The organism is Caulobacter sp. BE254 (assembly GCF_031457295.1).
In the GTDB taxonomy this organism is placed as follows: Bacteria; Pseudomonadota; Alphaproteobacteria; order Caulobacterales; family Caulobacteraceae; genus Caulobacter.
In genome coordinates this window covers 66379-80842 of record NZ_JAVDWJ010000017.1, presented here as the reverse complement: position 1 = coordinate 80842, position 14464 = coordinate 66379, and the positions used below count along the sequence as shown (strand labels likewise).

Sequence of the window (14464 nt, the reverse complement as noted above, 5' to 3'; positions counted from 1 at the left end):
TCGCGCGTCGGATCAGGTCTCCGGGTCGCCGCCGCGCACCAGGAACAGACCGCAGAACCCTAGCCCCAGCAGCGCGGCGATGGGCAGGAAGCCGCCGACCTGGCTCTTGAAGATCGCGGTGGCCACGGCCACCAGCAGCGAGCCCAGCCACACCGTGGCGGTCCCCGACAGGGCGTACAGCCCGAAGAAGGCGGCGGTCTTGTCGGCCGGGCACAGGCGGATCAGCAGGGTGCGGCTGGACGCGTACTGGGCGGTGACGAACACCGCGATCAGCAGCCCCAGGCCCAGATAGATCAGCTCGGGCGCGGTGCGGAACAGCGGCCCGTTCCAGATCGGCGCGTGGGCGGCGGGGTCGTAGGTCCAGAAATAGAGGATCTTCTCGCGGCCCATGCCCAGGGTCGCCACCAGCACCGCCAGCGAGCCGGCGATCTCGATCTGCACCGCCTTGCGCGGCCCCAGGACCCGGTCGAACCAGGGGGCCACCAGGCCGCCGATCACCCCGAAGACGCTGAGCGAGATGCCGTAGGCCAGCATCTCCAGCGCGCCCCACTTCATCAGGCCCGCCGCCAGCAGTCCGCCGAACACCAGCAGGGCAGTCATGCCGTCGTTGTAGAGCATGCGCGCGCCCAGGAAGAGGGCGACGTCGCGGTGGCCGCGCAGATTGGCGAAGATGTCGCGCAGCAGGCCGACCCCCGCCCGCAGGCTGGCCATCCAGCTGCGGCCGGTGCGGGCGGCGTCGGGGGTCCACAGGAAGAACGGGATCGCGCCCAGCAGCATCACGGCCGCGGCCATCGGACCGGAGATCCGGCTGGGCTCGTTCCGGGCCGGGTCCAGGCCGAACAGCGGCGCGTGCGGCACGCCGGGCCAGTCGACCTGGCCGGGCAGCACCATGCCCCACAGCATGAAGATCAGCAGGGCCACCGACAGGCCGTTGGCCACCGCATAGCCCAGGCCCGAGATCAGGGCGGCGCGGCCCGGGACGTCGCCGGCGGCCCGGCCCAGCAGCGAATTGCTCAGCACGTCGCCCCAGTTGTAGACCAGGCCCAGCACGATCAGCAGGGCGCTGGTCGCCATCAGCGGCAGGCCGCCGGCCGGCATGGCCCACCACAGGGCGACCAGGGCCGGGACCATCACCGCCAGCACCCCGCCCAGCATCGGCTTGCGCGGTCCGTACTGCTCGATCATCGCCCCCAGCAGCGGCGCGGTCAGGGCGGTCAGCAGGCCGTAGGTCGTGGAGATGTTGGCCACCAGGGCCTGGCCCGCCACCGGATCGCCGACCAGCACCCGCGAGAAGTAGGGCGAGAAGATGTAGATGGTGATCAGGATCACATAGGGGTCGCGCGCGCCCTGCTGCAGGATCCAGGCGAGGGCGCCGCGCGGCAGGCCCGACTTCAGCGGGGCCATCGGTTCGCCCTCCGCTGGGACCGCCGCGGCGGCCGAGACCTCACTCATGCTGTTCCACCCTGTTCACAAGGTCGCCGTCTGGCGCGGCGACTTGGGGGCGAGCGTGGCTTTGAAACGAGCGTTTGTCACGGGGGAATGCGCGGACCAAGCCCTAGGCGCGCCTGGCCTTGTCGCCCTCCACGCTCCCCCTCTTGATCGTCATTCCGGGCCTTGTGCCCGGAACCCCTCCTTCCGCCGCAGGTGCAGTGGTGTGGCGCGCCAGCGCGCCAAGGCGACGCACCGTCAGCTAAGCGAGGGGTTCCGGGCACAAGGCCCGGAATGACGAGTTCATTATTTGCGGGCGCGGACGAAGTACGCGATCAGAGCAGAATATGCCCCCGCACCGCATCGCGGCCCTTCGCATCCAGCCCGACCGCCTGCTCCAGATAGCCGTCGAGCGAGCCGTGGCGGGCCTTGATCTCGGCGATCGCGGCGGCCAGGTAGTCGGCCTCGACGCCCATGGCCGCGCGCACGGCCGCGTCGGACGGGCGGCGGCCCAGCTCGGCCTCGAGCAGGTCGGCGAACACCGGCCCTCGCCGGGCGAAGCGCGCCTCGTCATTGGTCAGCAGGTAGTCGTCGACCAGGTCGTCGTCGCTCACCCCCGCCACGTGGTGGGTCAGGGCGGCCAGCAGGCCGGTGCGGTCCTTGCCCGCCGCGCAGTGAATCAGCACCGGGCCGCGCGCCGCGGCCAGGGCCTGGAAGTAGCGGCGGAACAGGTCCAGGTGCCGCTCGGCGAACGGCGCGCGGCGGTAGTACTCGACCAGATAGCCGCGGATCGAGCCCACCGACAGGTCCGATCCCCGCAGGAAGGCGTGCCAGGGATCCTCGCCCGTCACGCCCAGGTCGTTGTCGATCACCTCGGCGGCGAAGTCCTGCCAGCGCCGCGACGGATCGCGCTGGCGTTCGTTGGGCCGGCGCAGGTCGACGATCGTCACGACCCCCAGGGCCGCCATGGCCACGAGGTCGTCGTCGGTGGCCTGGGCCTGGTGGGCGGCGCGGAACAGCAGGCCCTTCTTCAGCCGGCCCGCGCCGGTGGCGTAGTCGCCGAAATCGCGGAAGTTCTCGACGCCTTGCAGAACGATATGACGGGTCATGGCCGGCTTGTTAGCGCCGCGCGGTGACGAAAGCGAGACGGCTAGCCGAAGGTCGGAAGGCCCTTGACCTTCACCGGCCGGATCGCCCGGGTGATCTCGATGGACTGCCAGGCCGCGTTCGGACCTTGGCCATCGGGATCGTAGCTATAGTGGACGGCGCGCCACTGCGACTGCCGGCTGACGTGCCAACCCGTCGCCTTCCAGCCCGCCGGGAAGTTCATCGGCCCGTCGAAGTCCGACGGGCCCAGCGGGGCGCCCAGCACCGACTCGGCGCTGAGGCGCTGGATCATGGCCGCCGGCGCGACGGGGCGGAAATAGATCCGGCAGAACGACGTGCCGCCCAGGTCGCCGACCGCGACCAGCACCGGAGTCCCGCCGACTTGGCCTTGGCGGACATCTTGCAGGCCGACCATGCCGTTGCCCCGCACCACGGCCGGCACGGCCTCGTCCGCGAGCCTGTCCCAGCCGGTGGCGCGCGCGGCGCGCAGGATCTCGGCGTGCGAGTCCGGCGTGACGCAGACGTCCTGGAAGACCTTCAGGCCGTCGGCGTAGACGACGGGCGACGCGTTGGCCGGGGCGCAGGCCGCGACGAGCGCGGCCGTGGCGGCGAGGGCCTTGACGAGAACCTTCAGGGACATGGACGCGCTCCGCAACTCGAACCACCTCAAGTTGCGACGGGAGCCTCGCGCCGTCAAGAACCTGGACCTTGGCGGGCGAGCGGCGCCAAGCTGCCGCCATGACCGACCTGCACCGCTTCCAGAGCTTCGACGGCGTCTCCATCGGCTACCGCACGCTCGGGGAGGGCTGGCCGACGCTGCTGCTGCACGGCTTCCTGGCCAGCGCCGAGGCCAATTGGTTCCTGCCCGGGATCGCCGCCGCCGTGGCCGCCGCCGGCCGGCGGGTGATCGCGCCCGACCTGCGGGGTCATGGCCGCTCGGACGCCCCGACCGACCCGGCCGCCTGGCCGCGCGACGTGCTGGCCATGGACCAGGAGGCGCTGATCGCCCACCTGCACCTGAGCGACTACGACCTGGTCGGCTATTCGCTGGGCGCGCGCACGGCGGTGCGGATGGCGGTGCGCGGGGCCCGGCCGCGCAAGCTGGTCCTGGCCGGCATGGGCGAGCGCGGGCTGATGGCGGCCGGGGCGCGGCCGGCGGGTTGAAGCCGGAGGCCATGCTGGGGGGCCTGGCCTCGTTCGCCGCCACCTCGGCCGACGAGATCGCGGCGATCGACGTTCCGACCCTGGTCGTGGCCGGGCAGCGCGACGACGACAACGGCTCGGCCGAGGCGCTGGCGGCGATGATGGCCGACGCCCGCGCGGTCCGGGTCCCGGGCGATCACCTGAGCGCGGTGATGGAGCCGGCGCTGGCGGAGGCGATCGTGGGGTTTCTGGAGGCCGCTCAATAAAGAACCTCCCCCTGTGGGGGAGGCGATCGCGCAGCGATCGGTGGGGGGAGTTTTTGGATCATCGACCCTGGATGCGGCTATCGGCCGATCACGCCCCCCTCCGTCGGCTTCGCCGACACCTCCCCCACAGGGGGAGGATCGAGTTTGGCGACGTCACCGGAACGGCGGCTCGTCGAAGGCGCGCAGTTTGCGCGAGTGCAGGTTCGGGCCTTCCTCCAGCAGCAGTTTGCAGGTCAGGATCCCGATCTGCAGGTGCTGGCTGATCGCCCGCTCGTAGAAGGCGTTGGCCTGGCCGGGCAGCTTGATCTCGCCGTGCAGGGGCTTGTCCGACACGCACAGCAGCGTCCCGTATGGCACCCGGAAGCGGTAGCCCTGGGCGGCGATGGTCGCCGATTCCATGTCGATGGCCACGGCCCGGCTCTGGTTGAAGCGCAGGGCCGACAGGCTGTGGCGCAGTTCCCAATTGCGGTCGTCGGTGGTGACCACCGTGCCCGTCCGCAGGCGCTTCTTCAGCTGGTCGCCGCTGTCGCCGCTGATCGCCTTGGAGGCGTCGTAGAGGGCGCGCTGGACCTCGGCGATCGACGGCACCGGGATCTCGGGCGGCAGCACGGCGTCCAGCACGTGGTCGTCGCGCAGATAGGCGTGGGCCAGCACGTAGTCGCCAATGGTCTGGGTGTCGCGCAGGCCGCCGCAGTGGCCGATCATCAGCCAGGCCTGCGGACGCAGCACCGCCAGGTGGTCGCAGATGGTCTTGGCGTTTGAGGGCCCGACGCCGATATTGACCAGGGTGATGCCCCGGCCGCCGGGGGCCATCAGGTGGTAGGCCGGCATCTGGTGCTTGCGCCAGGTCGACTCGGCCACCGCCAGTTCGGGATTGGCGGTGTTGGCGGTGATCATCAGCCCGCCCGAGCACGACAGCGCCTCGTAAGGACTGCCCTCCTGGCCCAGCTGCTCGATGCCCCAGCGCACGAACTCGTCGACATAGCGGTGGTAGTTGGTGAACAGGATGAACTGCTGCACGTGCTCGGCCGGCGCGCCGGTGTAGTGCTTGAGGCGGGCCAGAGAGAAGTCGGTGCGCAGACCGTCGAACAGGGCCAGCGGCCGGTTCTCCTCCATGGCCGGGTTCCAGACCCCGTCGGCGATCTCGTCGCCGATGAAGGCCAGGTCCGTGGTCGGGAAGAAGCGGGCGATGTCCTCGCTGCGGACGTCGGCCTGGTTCAGGTCGATCGTCGCGTCCAGCACGTAGGGATAGGGGATCTCCTGGCTGGACCGGTCGATCTCGATCTCGACCTGGAAGTCGTTCATCAGCAGGGTCAGCTGCTCGACCAGATAGTCGCGGAACTGATTGGGCTTGGTGATCGTGGTGGCGTAGACGCCGGGCCGGCTGACCCGGGCGTAGGACCGCGCCAGCTTGGGCGGCAGGGCCTCGGGATCGTAGATCAGCCGCAGCTCGGGATAGGCGAACGTGCCGTCGAACCGCGTTTGCGGGTCGGGCCGGGTTCCATGTTCGAGATAGGCGCGAAGCGCGGTCCGCAGGGCGTCGACGGCGCGTTCGTATTCTTGATTGAGCCGCTCGACCGCGGCGATTGCTTTTTCTTGGTTTGACATGGCGCCCTATATCAGCGTTCCGCGGGCTTTTCTAGGCTAAGGCCGCAAGTGGGCTCGCCAGGGGCGCTGGGGCATGGACGAAGCCGATTTCGTCGGCCACAAGGGTCGCAACGACCTGAGCGGCGGCGCGAAGCGGAAAGCCTCACCCCCGTGACGACACCAAAGCGCTCGAGCGTCCGCGCTCGAGGGGGGAGCCACTGGGGAACCCATGAATCGACGTTTCGCCTTCCTGATCATCGCCGCCATGGTCCTGGGGATCCTGGTGGGCTGGGCCTGCAACCAGTATCTCGACCCGGCCCAGACCGCCGAGGCGGTCAAGTGGTTCAAGATGGGGACCGACCTGTTCCTGCGACTGATCAAGATGATCATCGCCCCGCTGGTCTTCACCACCCTGGTGGCCGGCATCGCTCACATGGAGGACGCCGCGGCCGTCGGCCGGATCGGCGCCAAGACCATGGGCTGGTTCATCAGCGCCTCGGCCGTGTCGCTGCTGCTGGGCCTTTTGATGGTGCACCTGCTGCATCCCGGCGCGGGCCTGGTGCTGAACGAGGCGACCAACGCCGCGGCCAACGCCCCCGCCGCCTCGACCGAGACCTTCACCCTGCAGGCCTTCCTGACCCACCTGGTGCCGACCTCGATCTTCGACGCCTTGGCCAAGAACGAGATCCTGCAGATCGTGGTCTTCAGCCTGTTCGTCGGCACGGCCGTCGCCTCGCTGGACAACAAGGCCCCGCACATCCTGGAGCTGGCCGAACAGGGCGCCCAGATCATGCTGAAGGTCACCGGTTTCGTGATGAAGCTGGCCCCGCTGGCGATCTTCTGCGCCCTGGCCTCGACCATCGCCGACCAGGGCATCTCGATGCTGCTGGTCTACGGCAAGTTCGTGATCGGCTTCTACGCCACCATGGCCACCCTGTGGCTGCTGCTGTTCCTGGCCGCCTTCGTCGTGCTGGGCAAGCGAGCCCTGCCGCTGTTCGCGACCATCCGCGAGCCGGCCCTGCTGGCCTTCTCGACCGCCAGCTCCGAAGCCGCCTATCCGCGCATCCTCGACGCCCTGCCCAAGCTGGGCATTCGCCGCCGCATCGTCTCGTTCGTCCTGCCGCTGGGCTATTCGTTCAACCTCGACGGCTCGATGCTGTACTGCACCTTCGCCACCATGTTCATCCTGCAGGCCCACGGCGTGCATCTGTCGATCCAGCAGCAGATCTTCATGCTCCTGCTGCTGATGGTGACCTCCAAGGGCATCGCCGGGGTGCCGCGCGCCTCGCTGGTGGTGATCATGGCCACCCTGACCTATTTCGGCCTGCCCGAGGCCTGGATCGCCCTGGTGCTGGGCGTCGACCACCTGCTGGACATGGGCCGCAGCGCCACCAACGTGGTCGGCAACTCCGTCGCCGCCGCCGTGGTCGCCAAGTGGGAGGGCGAGCTGGACGATCCGGAGCCCGAAGCCGAGCCCGCCAAGGCCTGAGGCCGCCAAGCGCGACCGATTGACTTCGGGGGGGAGAAGACCAATCTCTTCCCCCGAGGGACATCGGTTAGGAAGACCGCCATGAACGTCAAATCCATGATCCGGGCAGGCCTGCTGACGACGGCGCTCCTGGCCGCCTCGGCGCCGGCCCTGGCCGCCAACGCGCCCGACGACGCCAAGGCTGTCGCCAAGCCGGCCCGAACTTGCTTCTACCTGTCCGACTGGGACGGCTGGAGCGCGCCTGACCGCGACACGCTGTATCTGAAGGTGCGCAACCGCGATGTCTACCAGGTGGAGCTGTCGCACGGCACCAGCCAGCTGACCTCGCCCGGCGTGCACCTGGTGTCGGTGGTCCGCGGCATCGACCAGGTCTGCCATCCGATGGACCTGGACCTGCGGGTGTCCGACGGCTTCGGCTTCGCCATGCCGATCATGGCCAAGTCGATCACCAAGCTCTCGGCCGACCAGGTCGCCGCCATCCCGAAGAAGGACCGGCCGTAGAGGCGCGCGTCATCGCGACCCGCTCACGGTCGGACCTTGGATTTCCCTGGCGCCCGCTTCCGGACGCCCGTCAGCCGGAGAGAGTCGCATGAGCTTGCTGGATAATCTGATGGGCGCCGTCGGCGGCCATGGCGGCGGCGACCTTTCGAGCCTGGTCGAGACCATCGCCAGCCAGGGCGCGGCCGGCGGGGTCAGCGGTCTCGTCGAAGCGTTCCAGAAGGGCGGCCTCGGCGAGATCGCCCAGTCCTGGGTTTCCACCGGGGCCAACCACCCGATCTCGGCCGAACAGATCCAGGCCGTGCTCGGCTCGGGCGCGATCGGCCAGTTCGCCGAGAAGCTGGGCGTCGATCCGCAGGTCGGCGCGGCCAAGCTGGCCGAGCTGCTGCCGGGCCTGGTCGATCGCCTGACCCCCGGCGGTCAGCTGCCGACCGAGGGCCTGGGCGGCGCGGTCGGCGACCTGTTGGGCGGCTTCCTCAAGACGTAGCCGCCGCCTCCAGCAGGGCTGCCATCATCGCATTGACCGGCGTGGCGATCCCGTGCCGCGCGCCCAGCCGCACGATCACGCCGTTGCGGGCGTCCAGCTCCATCGGCCGGCCGGCGGCGCGGTCGGCGTGCAGGGAATTGATCCCGTCGACCGGGGCGGCGCGGTAGCCTTCGACCACGCTCGACGGCAGGTCGTCCGGCAGGTCCGCGCCCTCGGCCCGGCCCACCGCCACGCATTCGCCGACCAGGGCCCGCATGATGTCGGCGATCGGCTCGCGCCGGGCCACGCCGGCCGGCTGCAGGGTCAGGGCGTTGACCGCCCCGGCGCAGTTGAGGGCCAGCTTCCTCCAGGCGGCGGTCCTGAAGTCCGCGGTGGTCGAGACGGCGATCGGCGTGTGGGCGAACAGGGCCGCGAAGGCCTCGCCCGCCGCGCCCTCCGGGACCAGGATCGCGCCGTTCCGTCGCTGGCGCACGCGGCCGGGCGCACTGCGTTCGGCCGGGATGTCGACGACCGCCGGGGTGATCCGCTCGGCGGGAACATAGGGCGTGAAGCGCTCGATGTGCTCGACGCCGTTCTGCAGCACCGCCACCCGGGTGTCCGGCCCGACCAGCCGGGCCAGCCAGTCGCCGGTCGCGGCCGCGTCATAGGTCTTGGTGGTGACGATCGCCCAGTCGACGACGGACGCCTGGTCCGGAGCGGTCAGCACGCGCGGGTTGGCCGTCAGCGGCCCGTCCGGGGTCTCGACCTCCAGCCGGTCGAACGCGGTGCGCGCGCAGACCTCGACCGCCAGGCCGGGGTTCTGGGCCAGCCAGGCGGCGACCACGCCGCCCACCGCCCCCGGACCGATCACCGCTATCCGCATCGCACCACTCCAGACAAAGAAACGCCGCCCTCTTTCGAGGGCGGCGGCATGTTATCCCCGGTTATCCCTGCTTCTTGTGGCTGTTCTATTCCGCCGGCAGGGTGTTCTCGGAGCGCTTCTGCAGCATGGTCTCGAAGCTCGACCACACGCCTTCCGCGCCGTGCCATTGGCCCCGGGTGGCCGCCTTGGAATATTCGGTGGCCCGGGCCTCGAAGAAGTTGGCGTGCTCCACGCCCGACAGCAGCGACTGCAGCCAGGGCAGCGGGTTTTCCTTCACGCCGTAGACCTCCGGCAAGGCCAGCTGGCGCAGGCGCCAGTCGGCGATGAACCGGATATATTGCTTGATGTCGTCCGGGGTCATGCCCTGCACGTCGCCCTGCTCGAAGGCCAGGTCGATGAAGGCGTCCTCCATGGTGACCACCGTCTTGCAGCAGTCGACGATGTCGTCGGCCACGGCCTTGGTGACCGCCCCGGTCTCCTTGTTGAACGTGTGGTACAGCTTGATGATGCCTTCGCAGTGCAGGCTCTCGTCGCGGATCGACCACGAGACGATCTGGCCCATGCCCTTCATCTTGTTGAAGCGCGGGAAGTTCATCAGCATCGCGAACGAGGCGAACAGCTGCAGGCCCTCGGTGAAGCCGCCGAACATGGCCAGGGTGCGGGCGATGTCGGCGTTGGAGTCGACGCCGAACTTCTGCATGAAGTCATGCTTGTCGCGCATGGCCTGGTATTCCATGAACGCGCCGAATTCGCTCTCCGGCATGCCGATGGTTTCCAGCAGCAGGGCGTAGGCCGCGATATGGATGGTCTCCATATTGGCGAACGACGACAGCATCATCTTCACTTCGGTGGGTTTGAACACCCGGCCGTAGCGCTCCATGTAGTTGTCGGCGACCTCGACGTCGCTCTGGGTGAAGAAGCGGAAGATCTGCGTCAGCAGGTTCCGTTCCTTGTCGTTCAGCTTGACGGCCCAGTCCTTGAGGTCCTCGCCCAGCGGCACTTCCTCGGGCATCCAGTGGACCTGCTGCTGCTTCTTCCAGAAGTCGTGGGCCCACGGATAGCGGAAGGGCTTGTAGGCGCCGGAGGGGGTCAGCAGGCCGGGCGTGGTGATCAGCTTGGCGGACATCGAGGACGGCTCCAGGGCAGGCGGACGCGAATCGGACGGACGGTCTAGAGTCTCTTGGTACCGCAGCCGTCGGGATCATCTAGTGGTCACGACGTCGCAGCACACAACATGTTGTGGGTAGATTGGGTAACGAAAGATGAATCAAGCTTACACCATCTATGGCGCGCTTGGCTCGGGGTCCGTGCCGGTCGAAGCGACTTTGACCCTGCTGGGGCAGCCCTACGACATCGTCGAGGCGCCCACCTGGGAGGGCGCGGCCCAGCAGGCCAAGGTGGCCGGCGTCAACCCGCTTCGCCAGATCCCGGCCCTGGTCACGCCCGACGGCGAGACGATCACCGAGAGCGCCGCCATCCTGATCTGGCTGGCCGACCGCTTTCCGCAGGCGCGGCTGGCTCCGTCGCCCGATTCGCCCCTGCGCGGCCAGTTCCTGCGCTGGATGGTGTTCGTGCCGGCCTCGATCTATTCGCTGTTCTGGGTGCGCGACGATCCCTCGCGCCTGGGGGGACCCGATCCGGAGGTCCAGGCCCGGATCAAGGCCGCGACCGCCGACCGTATCGCCGCATGCTGGGGCATGATGGAGAGCCAACTCGATCCCGGCCGCTACCTGCTGGGCGACGACCTGACCGTGCTCGACCTCTATGTCGCCGTGGTCAGCCGCTGGGGGCCGCGGCGCAAGCGGTTCTACGAGGTGGCGCCGAAGATGAGCGAGGTGGTCCGGCGGGTGGACGCCGATCTGAGGCTGGCCGACTTCTGGGCCGAACGGTTTCCGTTCGTCGAGGGCTGGGAGAGTCAGGGGGCGGCGGGATAGGCGTCAGCACGGACGCCGCGGAGAGCTATGGAACGGCCGCCGGCGTCGCGCGCGACGGCTGCGGCTGGCCCTGGCAGCATCGTCCCAGCGCCTCGGCCACCTCTCCGGCGATGTCGTCCTGCACCTGCAGAAGATCGCGCGACGAGCGGTCATAGCTCTGCGACCAAACCACCGAACCATCGGCCGCGCGCACGACGCGCGCCGAGATCCGCAGGGTGTCGCCGGACCTGCGCAGGCTGCCGTCGACCAGATAGTCGACGTCCAGCGCCGTCGCCGTCTGCGCCACAGTCAGCGTCTTGCCCTTCAGCGCGAAGGAGTCGGTGGGCGCGCTCACCCGCCATCCGTCCATGCGGCTCAGGCGGGTGATCAATTCCTCGGTCACGCCGTCGGCGACATACTCCTCGTTCATGGCCTGGCTGGTGAGGTCGAGGAACGGCAGGACGGCCAAGGCCTGTCGGGGCTGCTGCCGCGAAACCGCGGGCGACGGCGGCCGGAGCGTATCGGCGGTGTTGCCCCGGCCCAGAACGACCAATCCCACCGCCACCGCCACGACCGCGGCGCAGCCGGCGACCAGCCCGAGCCGACGACGCGGGGGCGGCGGCGTCCGCGCGGCGGTCGCCGGGCCGACGTCCGGCATGACGGAGGCCACCAGGCGGTAGCCCTGGCGGGGCACTGTGGCGATATAGGCCGGCTCCTTGCGATCGTCGCCGAGCAGGCGGCGGAGCGAGGTGACGGCCTGGTAGACGGAGTCCTGGGACACCACGGCGCCCGCCCAGACCTCGTCGAGAAGCTGGTCGATGGTGACCGTCCGCCCGGCGTGCTCGGCCAGGCAGACCAGGAGCCGCATGGACCGGTCGTCGACGCGCAGGCTCTCGCCGTCGCGGGCGATCCGCCCGGACCTGGGATCGACCGACCAGGCGCCGACGCGGAAGGCGGATCCGGAGAGAGAGCTCATGGTTCTGCGAAAACTCCGAATTCCGAACAGGCCCGAGCGCCTCAAGCGTCAGCTGTGAAGGTCTCGCGAACGCAGGCGACGTCAAGGGCCAGGGGCGAAGATCGCGACCGCCAATTCCCCTCGACGGAAGTTTTCAGAGCTTTTCAGACGGCCATTCAGGACTCCGCGACGGCGGTCGGCGCCCTGTCCAGGCGCTGCGTCGAACCGCCGGCGCCTTTGACTCAAGACGCGTCCAACCCTGGAGACTCCTGAATGACCCGAATGCTGCCTGGCCTCGCGGCCGCCCTGGCGATCGCCGCCGTCGTTGGCCCGGCCCGCGCCCAGTCGCCCTTCAAGCCCGAAGACGTGCAGGCGGGGACCTACACGGTGGACTCCAAGGAGACGCTGGTCCGCTACGCCACGATCCACATGGGTGTCAGCGAATTCTGGGGCACGTTTCCCGGCGCCAAGGGGACGCTGATGATCGATCCCAAGTCGCTCGGCGACGCCAAGCTCGACGTCTCCGTGCCGATCGCCACCGTCTCGACGACCAACAAGGACCTGGACGCCCAGTTCCTCTCCTCGACCTTCTTCGACCCGGCCAAGTATCCGCAGATGCGTTTCGTCTCGACCTCGGTGACTCCCACCGGACCGACGACGGCCAAGGTCGCCGGCGACCTGACCCTGCACGGCGTCACCAAGCCGATCGTGCTCGACGCCACCTTCACCGGCGCGGGCCCCAACCATTTCACCAAGGTCTTCACCATCGGCTTCAAGGCCCAGGGCCGGATCAACCGCTCGGACTTCGGGATCGGCAAGTGGGTTCCCGTGGTCAGCGACGCGACGACCATCGACATCAGCGCGGCTTTCGAGAAGAAGACCTGAGGCTTTTGCCTTCCGGGAAGGTAGCCGCAGGGTAAGCGGGCGAGGTCCTTGGGAAATCGCCCGCGATCCTGCTAAGCCCTATCCATGCTGACCGATCCGCTGTTCTACGCCGTCGCCGTGCCCGCGGTGATCCTGCTGGGCCTGGCCAAGGGCGGGTTCGCCGGGATCGGGGTGGTGGCCGTGCCGCTGATGGCGCTGGTCATCTCGCCGGTATTGGCCGCGGCGATCACCCTGCCGATCCTGCTGGCCCAGGACGTGGTCAGCGTCTGGTCGTTCCGCAGGACCTGGGACCGGGGCCTGCTGGTCCTGATGCTGCCGGCCGCGGCGGTCGGCGTCTTCGTCGGCTGGCTGCTGGCGGCCCGGGTGTCGGTGGCGGCGGTCGAGCTGTCGATCGGGCTGATCTCGATCGCCTTCTCGCTGCAGCGCCTGTGGGCCGAGCGGGCGGTCAAGGCGGCCGAGGCGGTCGAGGCCGGGCCGGGCCGGCCCTGGCTGGGCGCCCTGTGCGGCGCGATCGCCGGCTTCACCAGCCAGGTCGCCCACGCCGGCGGCCCGCCGTTCCAGATCTATGTCCTGCCCCGCCGCCTGCCGCGCGACGTGTTCATCGGCACCAGCGCCATCTTCTTCGCCACGGTCAACTGGATGAAGGTGCCGGCCTATGTCGCCCTGGGCCAGTTCACGCCCCAGGTGCTGACCACGGCGGCCGTGCTGCTGCCCCTGGCCCTCGCCTCGACCTGGGCCGGCGTCTGGCTGGTGCGCCGCGTGCCGGCCGAGGGCTTCTACCGGGTGATCTATGTCCTGCTGATCGCGGTCGGGGCCAAGCTGGCCTGGGACGGGGCCCACGGCCTGCTGGGCTGAGGCTCTTACGCAACTGATCCCACAAGGTTGTCATCCCGGAAAGCGCGCAGCGCTTGTCCGGGACCCAGGTGAATCGCACCGCATTCGCCCAGTCCCCTGGATCCCGGACAGCCTCTGCGAGGCTTCCGGGATGACAACGCGTTTGGGCCTCCGCCACTTCGCGGCGCTCTCACCGGCGAGCACGGCCGGCTGAGCGAAATATGCATCGTCGGCCCTATCCCAGCCACGATGATCGGCGTTTATATGTCACCGATCGCGCGTAGAGTGGGGCCATGACCGAGACGACCAGCATCATCCCGACCACGCCCGCGGCGCAGGTTCCGGCGACGGTCGCGGCCAACCACTATCCGACGCCGGGCGCCAAGCGCGCCGACCTGGTGGTGCACCTGGCCGGCCTGGCCTGCGCCCTGCTGGGCGGCGGCATCATGCTGGGCCTGGCCTTCGGGCTGGGCTCGCTGAGCCAGGTGGCGGCCATCGCCGTCTACACGGTCGGCCTGATCACCATGCTGTCGCTGTCGACCGCCTACAACTTCGCCAAGGCCCGCTGGCGGCCGCTGCTGCGCCGCTTCGACCACGCCGGCATCTTCATCATGATCGCCGCCTCCTACACCCCGTTCACCACCCAGAACCTGCACGGCTGGTGGGCGATCGGCATGACCACGGCGGTGTGGTCGGTGGCCGGGATCGGCGTCGCCGCCAAGCTGTTCCTGCCGGGCCTGGACAAGCGTTTCTGGGTCGGGCTGTACCTGGCCCTGGGGTGGCTAGTGCTGGTGGCCATCAAGCCGATGATCGCCGGCATGGGCTGGGCGGCCCTGCTGCTGCTCGCGCTTGGCGGCGTGATCTATTCGACCGGTACGGTGTTCTATCTGATGAAGCGGCTGAAGTTCCGGCGGGCGATCTGGCACGGTCACGTGATCGGCGGCGCCGGCCTGCATTACGCCGCCGTGCTGGTCGGGGTGGTCCTGGCCTCGAGCGGTCACCCCTGACCC

The 14464-nt window shown here is 69.3% G+C and carries 16 protein-coding genes; 9 read left to right on the top strand and 7 right to left on the bottom strand.

Translation table 11 applies throughout. The features are described 5' to 3' along the window. Nucleotides 1-12: 12 nt before the first annotated feature. The 3 genes from J2X41_RS22545 to J2X41_RS22535 all read right to left on the bottom strand — a co-directional run bounded on the left by J2X41_RS22545 (nt 13) and on the right by J2X41_RS22535 (nt 3175). Nucleotides 13-1452, bottom strand: coding sequence for an MFS transporter (locus J2X41_RS22545; protein ID WP_310086203.1), 1440 nt, complete (start codon nt 1450-1452; stop codon nt 13-15). A gap of 311 nt (nt 1453-1763) precedes the next feature. Next, nucleotides 1764-2537, bottom strand: coding sequence for a tyrosine-protein phosphatase (locus tag J2X41_RS22540; RefSeq protein ID WP_310086201.1), 774 nt, complete (start codon nt 2535-2537; stop codon nt 1764-1766). A 41-nt stretch (nt 2538-2578) separates the two neighbouring features. After that, the gene (locus J2X41_RS22535) at nt 2579-3175 is read right to left on the bottom strand and encodes a hypothetical protein (RefSeq protein WP_310086197.1); all 597 of its coding nucleotides are present in this window, start codon (nt 3173-3175) and stop codon (nt 2579-2581) included. A 98-nt stretch (nt 3176-3273) separates the two neighbouring features. On the opposite strand from J2X41_RS22535, the gene J2X41_RS22530 reads away from it, so the two are divergent. Together J2X41_RS22530 and J2X41_RS22525 are read left to right on the top strand one after the other, a co-directional pair. Then, nucleotides 3274-3699, top strand: coding sequence for an alpha/beta fold hydrolase (locus tag J2X41_RS22530; RefSeq protein ID WP_310086195.1), 426 nt, complete (start codon nt 3274-3276; stop codon nt 3697-3699). A gap of 11 nt (nt 3700-3710) precedes the next feature. Further along, on the top strand, nt 3711-3944 hold the full coding sequence (locus J2X41_RS22525; protein WP_310086193.1) for a hypothetical protein: 234 nt from the start codon (nt 3711-3713) through the stop codon (nt 3942-3944). Between the two features lie 153 nt (nt 3945-4097). Here the strand turns inward: J2X41_RS22525 and J2X41_RS22520 are convergent, their stop codons facing one another. Continuing rightward, nucleotides 4098-5552, bottom strand: a complete 1455-nt coding sequence (locus tag J2X41_RS22520; protein ID WP_310086190.1) for an AMP nucleosidase — start codon at nt 5550-5552, stop codon at nt 4098-4100. Between the two features lie 208 nt (nt 5553-5760). On the opposite strand from J2X41_RS22520, the gene J2X41_RS22515 reads away from it, so the two are divergent. The 3 genes from J2X41_RS22515 (at nt 5761) to J2X41_RS22505 (ending at nt 8005) form a co-directional block, all read left to right on the top strand. Then, nucleotides 5761-7020, top strand: a complete 1260-nt coding sequence (locus J2X41_RS22515; protein ID WP_310086187.1) for a dicarboxylate/amino acid:cation symporter — start codon at nt 5761-5763, stop codon at nt 7018-7020. Between the two features lie 81 nt (nt 7021-7101). Beyond that, on the top strand, nt 7102-7521 hold the full coding sequence (locus tag J2X41_RS22510; RefSeq protein WP_310086184.1) for a DUF6491 family protein: 420 nt from the start codon (nt 7102-7104) through the stop codon (nt 7519-7521). Nucleotides 7522-7609: 88 nt separating this feature from the next. Next, entirely contained in the window at nt 7610-8005 is a 396-nt protein-coding gene (locus J2X41_RS22505) for a YidB family protein (protein ID WP_310086182.1), read from the top strand. Here the strand turns inward: J2X41_RS22505 and J2X41_RS22500 are convergent. Both J2X41_RS22500 and J2X41_RS22495 read right to left on the bottom strand, forming a co-directional pair. Continuing rightward, nucleotides 7995-8867, bottom strand: a complete 873-nt coding sequence (locus J2X41_RS22500; RefSeq protein WP_310086180.1) for a 2-dehydropantoate 2-reductase — start codon at nt 8865-8867, stop codon at nt 7995-7997. The genes J2X41_RS22505 and J2X41_RS22500 overlap by 11 nt on opposite strands. An 85-nt stretch (nt 8868-8952) precedes the next feature. Further along, on the bottom strand, nt 8953-9993 hold the full coding sequence (locus J2X41_RS22495; RefSeq protein ID WP_310086177.1) for a ribonucleotide-diphosphate reductase subunit beta: 1041 nt from the start codon (nt 9991-9993) through the stop codon (nt 8953-8955). 136 nt (nt 9994-10129) lie between these two features. Between J2X41_RS22495 and J2X41_RS22490 the strand changes: the two genes are divergently transcribed. Beyond that, the gene (locus J2X41_RS22490; protein ID WP_310086175.1) at nt 10130-10801 is read left to right on the top strand and encodes a glutathione S-transferase family protein; all 672 of its coding nucleotides are present in this window, start codon (nt 10130-10132) and stop codon (nt 10799-10801) included. 25 nt (nt 10802-10826) lie between these two features. Here the strand turns inward: J2X41_RS22490 and J2X41_RS22485 are convergent, their stop codons facing one another. Next, the gene (locus J2X41_RS22485) at nt 10827-11756 is read right to left on the bottom strand and encodes a winged helix-turn-helix domain-containing protein (RefSeq protein WP_310086172.1); all 930 of its coding nucleotides are present in this window, start codon (nt 11754-11756) and stop codon (nt 10827-10829) included. 252 nt (nt 11757-12008) lie between these two features. Here J2X41_RS22485 and J2X41_RS22480 point away from each other — a divergent pair, with 252 nt between their 5' ends. The 3 genes from J2X41_RS22480 to J2X41_RS22470 all read left to right on the top strand — a co-directional run bounded on the left by J2X41_RS22480 (nt 12009) and on the right by J2X41_RS22470 (nt 14461). After that, nucleotides 12009-12620 carry a YceI family protein gene (locus J2X41_RS22480; RefSeq protein ID WP_310086169.1) on the top strand — a complete coding sequence of 204 codons (612 nt, stop codon included), beginning with the start codon at nt 12009-12011 and terminating at the stop codon, nt 12618-12620. 84 nt (nt 12621-12704) lie between these two features. Continuing rightward, nucleotides 12705-13475: a sulfite exporter TauE/SafE family protein gene (locus tag J2X41_RS22475; RefSeq protein WP_310086167.1), complete on the top strand. Its 771-nt coding sequence runs from the start codon at nt 12705-12707 to the stop codon at nt 13473-13475. Between the two features lie 272 nt (nt 13476-13747). Further along, nucleotides 13748-14461, top strand: a complete 714-nt coding sequence (locus tag J2X41_RS22470; protein ID WP_310086164.1) for a hemolysin III family protein — start codon at nt 13748-13750, stop codon at nt 14459-14461. Nucleotides 14462-14464 lie beyond the last annotated feature (3 nt).

Bases quoted from the DNA above. Each gene is read 5' to 3' on its own strand.
- J2X41_RS22545 (WP_310086203.1), bottom strand. From the start codon at position 1,452: ATGAGTGAGGTCTCGGCCGCCGCGGCGGTCCCAGCGGAGGGCGAACCG.
- J2X41_RS22540 (WP_310086201.1), bottom strand. From the start codon at position 2,537: ATGACCCGTCATATCGTTCTGCAAGGCGTCGAGAACTTCCGCGATTTC.
- J2X41_RS22535 (WP_310086197.1), bottom strand. From the start codon at position 3,175: ATGTCCCTGAAGGTTCTCGTCAAGGCCCTCGCCGCCACGGCCGCGCTC.
- J2X41_RS22530 (WP_310086195.1), top strand. From the start codon at position 3,274: ATGACCGACCTGCACCGCTTCCAGAGCTTCGACGGCGTCTCCATCGGC.
- J2X41_RS22525 (WP_310086193.1), top strand. From the start codon at position 3,711: ATGCTGGGGGGCCTGGCCTCGTTCGCCGCCACCTCGGCCGACGAGATC.
- J2X41_RS22520 (WP_310086190.1), bottom strand. From the start codon at position 5,552: ATGTCAAACCAAGAAAAAGCAATCGCCGCGGTCGAGCGGCTCAATCAA.
- J2X41_RS22515 (WP_310086187.1), top strand. From the start codon at position 5,761: ATGAATCGACGTTTCGCCTTCCTGATCATCGCCGCCATGGTCCTGGGG.
- J2X41_RS22510 (WP_310086184.1), top strand. From the start codon at position 7,102: ATGAACGTCAAATCCATGATCCGGGCAGGCCTGCTGACGACGGCGCTC.
- J2X41_RS22505 (WP_310086182.1), top strand. From the start codon at position 7,610: ATGAGCTTGCTGGATAATCTGATGGGCGCCGTCGGCGGCCATGGCGGC.
- J2X41_RS22500 (WP_310086180.1), bottom strand. From the start codon at position 8,867: ATGCGGATAGCGGTGATCGGTCCGGGGGCGGTGGGCGGCGTGGTCGCC.
- J2X41_RS22495 (WP_310086177.1), bottom strand. From the start codon at position 9,993: ATGTCCGCCAAGCTGATCACCACGCCCGGCCTGCTGACCCCCTCCGGC.
- J2X41_RS22490 (WP_310086175.1), top strand. From the start codon at position 10,130: ATGAATCAAGCTTACACCATCTATGGCGCGCTTGGCTCGGGGTCCGTG.
- J2X41_RS22485 (WP_310086172.1), bottom strand. From the start codon at position 11,756: ATGAGCTCTCTCTCCGGATCCGCCTTCCGCGTCGGCGCCTGGTCGGTC.
- J2X41_RS22480 (WP_310086169.1), top strand. From the start codon at position 12,009: ATGACCCGAATGCTGCCTGGCCTCGCGGCCGCCCTGGCGATCGCCGCC.
- J2X41_RS22475 (WP_310086167.1), top strand. From the start codon at position 12,705: ATGCTGACCGATCCGCTGTTCTACGCCGTCGCCGTGCCCGCGGTGATC.
- J2X41_RS22470 (WP_310086164.1), top strand. From the start codon at position 13,748: ATGACCGAGACGACCAGCATCATCCCGACCACGCCCGCGGCGCAGGTT.